This is a genomic window from Rurimicrobium arvi (assembly GCF_039540495.1).
GTDB lineage: Bacteria > Bacteroidota > Bacteroidia > Chitinophagales > Chitinophagaceae > Rurimicrobium > Rurimicrobium arvi.
Window position 1 is genome coordinate 1 of the sequence record NZ_BAABEZ010000006.1, and the last position, 5,018, is coordinate 5,018.

Sequence of the window (5,018 nt, forward strand, 5' to 3'; positions counted from 1 at the left end):
TTGGCATCAATTGTATAGAATAGCTGAGGCGGTTTAGGATGGGCGTGCGTCCCATTAGCTAGTTGGTAGGGTAATGGCTTACCAAGGCGACGATGGGTAACTGGTGTGAGAGCACGACCAGTCACACGGGCACTGAGACACGGGCCCGACTCCTACGGGAGGCAGCAGTGAGGAATATTGGTCAATGGACGCAAGTCTGAACCAGCCATGCCGCGTGAAGGATGAAGGCGTTCTGCGTTGTAAACTTCTTTTATCAGGGAAGAAACCTCAGATTTCTATTTGAGCCGACGGTACCTGATGAATAAGCACCGGCTAACTCCGTGCCAGCAGCCGCGGTAATACGGAGGGTGCAAGCGTTATCCGGATTCACTGGGTTTAAAGGGTGTGTAGGCGGGCTTTTAAGTCAGTGGTGAAATCTCCGAGCTCAACTCGGAAACTGCCATTGATACTATTAGTCTTGAATGTTGTTGAGGTGGGCGGAATATGTCATGTAGCGGTGAAATGCTTAGATATGACATAGAACACCGATTGCGAAGGCAGCTTGCTAAACAACGATTGACGCTGAGGCACGAAAGCGTGGGGATCAAACAGGATTAGATACCCTGGTAGTCCACGCCCTAAACGATGATTACTGGACATTTGCGATATACAGTGAGTGTCTGAGCGAAAGCATTAAGTAATCCACCTGGGAAGTACGTCCGCAAGGATGAAACTCAAAGGAATTGACGGGGGTCCGCACAAGCGGTGGAGTATGTGGTTTAATTCGATGATACGCGAGGAACCTTACCTGGGCTAGAATGCGAGTGACCGTCTCTGAAAGGAGATTTTCTAGCAATAGACACAAAGCAAGGTGCTGCATGGCTGTCGTCAGCTCGTGCCGTGAGGTGTTGGGTTAAGTCCCGCAACGAGCGCAACCCCTATTTTCAGTTGCCAACGGGTAATGCCGGGAACTCTGAAGAAACTGCCGCCGTAAGGCGTGAGGAAGGAGGGGATGATGTCAAGTCATCATGGCCTTTATGCCCAGGGCTACACACGTACTACAATGGGGAGGACAAAGGGTCGCCACCTGGCAACAGGGAGCTAATCTCAAAAACCTTCTCTCAGTTCGGATTGGGGTCTGCAACTCGACCCCATGAAGCTGGAATCGCTAGTAATCGCAGATCAGCAATGCTGCGGTGAATACGTTCCCGGACCTTGTACACACCGCCCGTCAAGCCATGGAAGCTGGGTGTACCTAAAGTCGGTAACCGCAAGGAGCCGCCTAGGGTAAAACTAGTAACTGGGGCTAAGTCGTAACAAGGTAGCCGTACCGGAAGGTGCGGCTGGAATACCTCCTTTTTAGAGTATACGACCTGAATTGAGAAATCAGCGCTGTTTTATTTGCTTCCATTCTATTTCAAGATATTTAAGTTCTTAAGTTAAGAAGCTCTAAAGCGCCAAGTGACACGAGAAAGAGGGCGATCGTGAGATTGTCAGAAGGCTGATCAAGGAATTGGCAGCTAGGAGTAGAAATAGTCTCGTAGCTCAGTTGGTTAGAGCGCTACACTGATAATGTAGAGGTCTCCAGTTCAAATCTGGACGGGACTACTCATATTAGCGGTTAAGTTTGAAGCTTAGCGGTTAAGAATGGGGGGTTAGCTCAGCTGGCTAGAGCACCTGCCTTGCACGCAGGGGGTCATCGGTTCGACTCCGATATCCTCCACATTTTTAGAATAGTTCTTTAGAGATTAAAAACAGATGAGCCGACAGGCGGCGCTAAGGGTTCAACTCCTTTACCATCACAGTTAATACTGTAGTTAGTATAGTATTTAAGTTCTTTGACATATTGGGAAAGCAAAACAATGTATCTTACCCCCCGGGTAAGAGCATAACGTAGTAAAAACATTGCGTGAGAACGCAATTCAAACAATATTTAAAGCGAATAAGGGCGTATGGCGGATGCCTAGGCAATAGGAGGCGATGAAGGACGTGGTAAGCTGCGATAAGCTTCGGGAAGCTGCATACAAGCATTAATCCGAAGATTTCCGAATGGGACAACCTGATACTTTGAAGAAGTATCACTCGAAAGAGAGCCAACCCGGAGAACTGAAACATCTAAGTAACCGGAGGAAAAGAAAATAACAAATGATTCCCTAAGTAGTGGCGAGCGAACAGGGAAGAGCCCAAACCAGATCCGCGTGCGGATTTGGGGTTGTAGGACTGCATTTAGAAATCATTATGAAGCCGAATCTTCTGGAAAGGGGAGCGAAACGAGGTGAAAGCCCTGTAGGTAAAAATTAATGAGGACGAGCAGTATCCTGAGTAGTGCGGGACCAGAGAAATCCTGTATGAATCTGCCGGTACCATCCGGTAAGGCTAAATACTACCTATTGACCGATAGTGGACCAGTACCGTAAGGGAAAGGTGAAAAGTACTCCGAATAGGAGAGTGAAATAGTACCTGAAACCGTACGCCTACAAGCGGTCGGAGCCAGCAATGGTGACGGCGTGCCTTTTGCATAATGAACCTACGAGTTGCTACTCACTGGCGAGGTTAAGTTCTTCAGTAACGGAGCCGGAGCGAAAGCGAGTCCGAATAGGGCGTTTAGTCAGTGGGTGCAGACGCGAAACTTTGTGATCTATCCATGGGCAGGTTGAAGGTGTGGTAACACACACTGGAGGACCGAACCCATTAGCGTTGAAAAGCTATGGGATGACCTGTGGATAGGGGTGAAAGGCCAATCAAACTGAGAGATAGCTCGTTCTCCCCGAAATGTTTTTAGGAACAGCGTCGCATATAAGAAGTTTATTAGAGGTAGAGCTACTGATTGGGCTAGGGGGCTTCACCGCCTACCAAACCCTGACAAACTCCGAATGCTAATAAATATCTGCGGCAGTGAGGCTGTGGGCGCTAAGGTCCATGGCCGAGAGGGAAATAACCCAGACTATCAATTAAGGCCCCTAAGTCCATGTTAAGTTGAACAAACGAAGTTCGGATCCTAAGACAGCCAGGATGTTGGCTTGGAAGCAGCCATTCATTTAAAGAGTGCGTAACAGCTCACTGGTCGAGGGTCCGGGCACGGAAAATGATCGGGCATCAAACATGGCGCCGAAATTGTAGATGACTAGCAATAGTCATGGTAGGGGAGCATTCCAATCTGCGTTGAAGGTGTGTTGTAAAGCATGCTGGAGCGTTTGGAAAAGAAAATGTAGGTATAAGTAACGATAAAACAGGTGAAAAACCTGTTCGCCGAAAGACTAAGGGTTCCTGATCAACGCTAATCGGATCAGGGTTAGTCGGGTACTTAGGCAAAGCCGAAAGGCGTAGCTGATGTCAAGTTGGTTAATATTCCAACACTTGTAATAGTTTCGATGGAGTAACGGGGAAGTGAAAGGTCCGCGATCTTACGGAATAGATCGTTAAAGGGTGTAGTTATAGAGACGGTAGGCAAATCCGCCGTTTTTGATGAACCTGATAGTACGCAAAGGCTTCGGCCGGAGTGATAGTGACCCTAATCCAGCCCACGAGAAAAACTTCTAAGGTTAGGCTATTACAACCCGTACCGTAAACCGACACAGGTAGTCGAGATGAGTATTCTAAGGCGCTCGGGTGAGCCGCGGAGAAGGAACTAGGCAAATTAACGCTGTAACTTCGGGATAAAGCGTACCGCAGTAATGCGGTCACAGTAAAATGGTTCAACCAACTGTTTAGCAAAAACACAGGGCCCTGCAAATTCGAAAGAAGACGTATAGAGCCTGATACCTGCCCGGTGCTGGAAGGTTAAGGAAGCTTGTTCGGAGCAATCCAAAGCTTGTGACCGAAGCCCCAGTAAACGGCGGCCGTAACTATAACGGTCCTAAGGTAGCGAAATTCCTTGTCGGGTAAGTTCCGACCTGCACGAATGGTCTAATGAGTTGAACACTGTCTCCTCCGCGAGCCCGGTGAAATTGTAGTATCGGTGAAGATGCCGGTTACCCGCCACGGGACGAAAAGACCCCGTGAACCTTCACTACAACTTTACATTGATTTTGAGTAACAGATGTGTAGCATAGTTGGGAGACTGTGAAGCAGGCACGCCAGTGTTTGTGGAGTCACCGTTGAAATACCAACCTTCTGTTGCTTAGAGTCTAATCCTGAAGAGGAGACATTGTATGGTGGGTAGTTTGACTGGGGTGGTCGCCTCCTAAAAAGTAACGGAGGCTCGCAAAGGTGCCCTCAGTACGGTTGGTAATCGTACGTAGAGCGTATTAGTATAAGGGTGCTTGACTGTGAGGCTGACCAGCCGAGCAGGTGCGAAAGCAGGCTAAAGTGATCCGGTGGTTCTGTATGGAAGGGCCATCGCTCAAAGGATAAAAGGTACTCCGGGGATAACAGGCTGATCTCCCCCAAGAGCTCATATCGACGGGGAGGTTTGGCACCTCGATGTCGGTTCGTCACATCCTGGGGCTGGAGAAGGTCCCAAGGGTTGGGCTGTTCGCCCATTAAAGTGGCACGTGAACTGGGTTCAGAACGTCGCAAGACAGTTCGGTCTCTATCTGTGGTGGGCGTTAGTAAATTGCGAGGACATGTTCTTAGTACGAGAGGACCGGAACGTATGTACCGCTGGTGTATCTGTTGTGCCGCCAGGCGCAGTGCAGAGTAGCTATGTACAGCCAGGATAAGCGCTGAAAGCATCTAAGCGCGAAACCTTCCTCAAGATGAGTTTACTTTTAAGTGCCGTCAAAGACGATGACGTTGATAGGCTACAGGTGTAAAGGTGGTAACATCAAAGCCGAGTAGTACTAATTGCACGTAAGCTTTAACTTTATTATTACGGTGTTTATGCTGACCCAATATGTCGATATTATTAGTCGTCACGGCAAAGATCTTATGGTGGTATTGCCGAGGGTGTTCACCTCTTCCCATTCCGAACAGAGAAGTTAAGCCCCTCATGGCCGATGGTACTGCACAACAATGCGGGAGAGTAGGTAGCTGCCATATTTATTACAAGCGTCTCAGAGCAATCTGAGACGCTTTTTTTTGCGCTTACCCTACTGTAA

2 tRNA genes and 3 rRNA genes are annotated in these 5,018 nt (G+C 48.5%); all 5 read left to right on the top strand.

From position 1 onward, the window contains the following. A 16S ribosomal RNA gene (locus ABD846_RS04675) occupies positions 1-1,338 on the top strand; the annotation flags it as partial. A 175-nt stretch (positions 1,339-1,513) separates the two neighbouring features. Further along, a tRNA-Ile gene (locus tag ABD846_RS04680) sits at positions 1,514-1,587 on the top strand. Positions 1,588-1,628: 41 nt separating this feature from the next. After that, a tRNA-Ala gene (locus ABD846_RS04685) sits at positions 1,629-1,702 on the top strand. A 209-nt stretch (positions 1,703-1,911) separates the two neighbouring features. Then, positions 1,912-4,784: ribosomal RNA gene (locus tag ABD846_RS04690) — 23S ribosomal RNA — on the top strand. Positions 4,785-4,847: 63 nt separating this feature from the next. Continuing rightward, positions 4,848-4,959: ribosomal RNA gene (gene rrf / locus ABD846_RS04695) — 5S ribosomal RNA — on the top strand. Positions 4,960-5,018 lie beyond the last annotated feature (59 nt).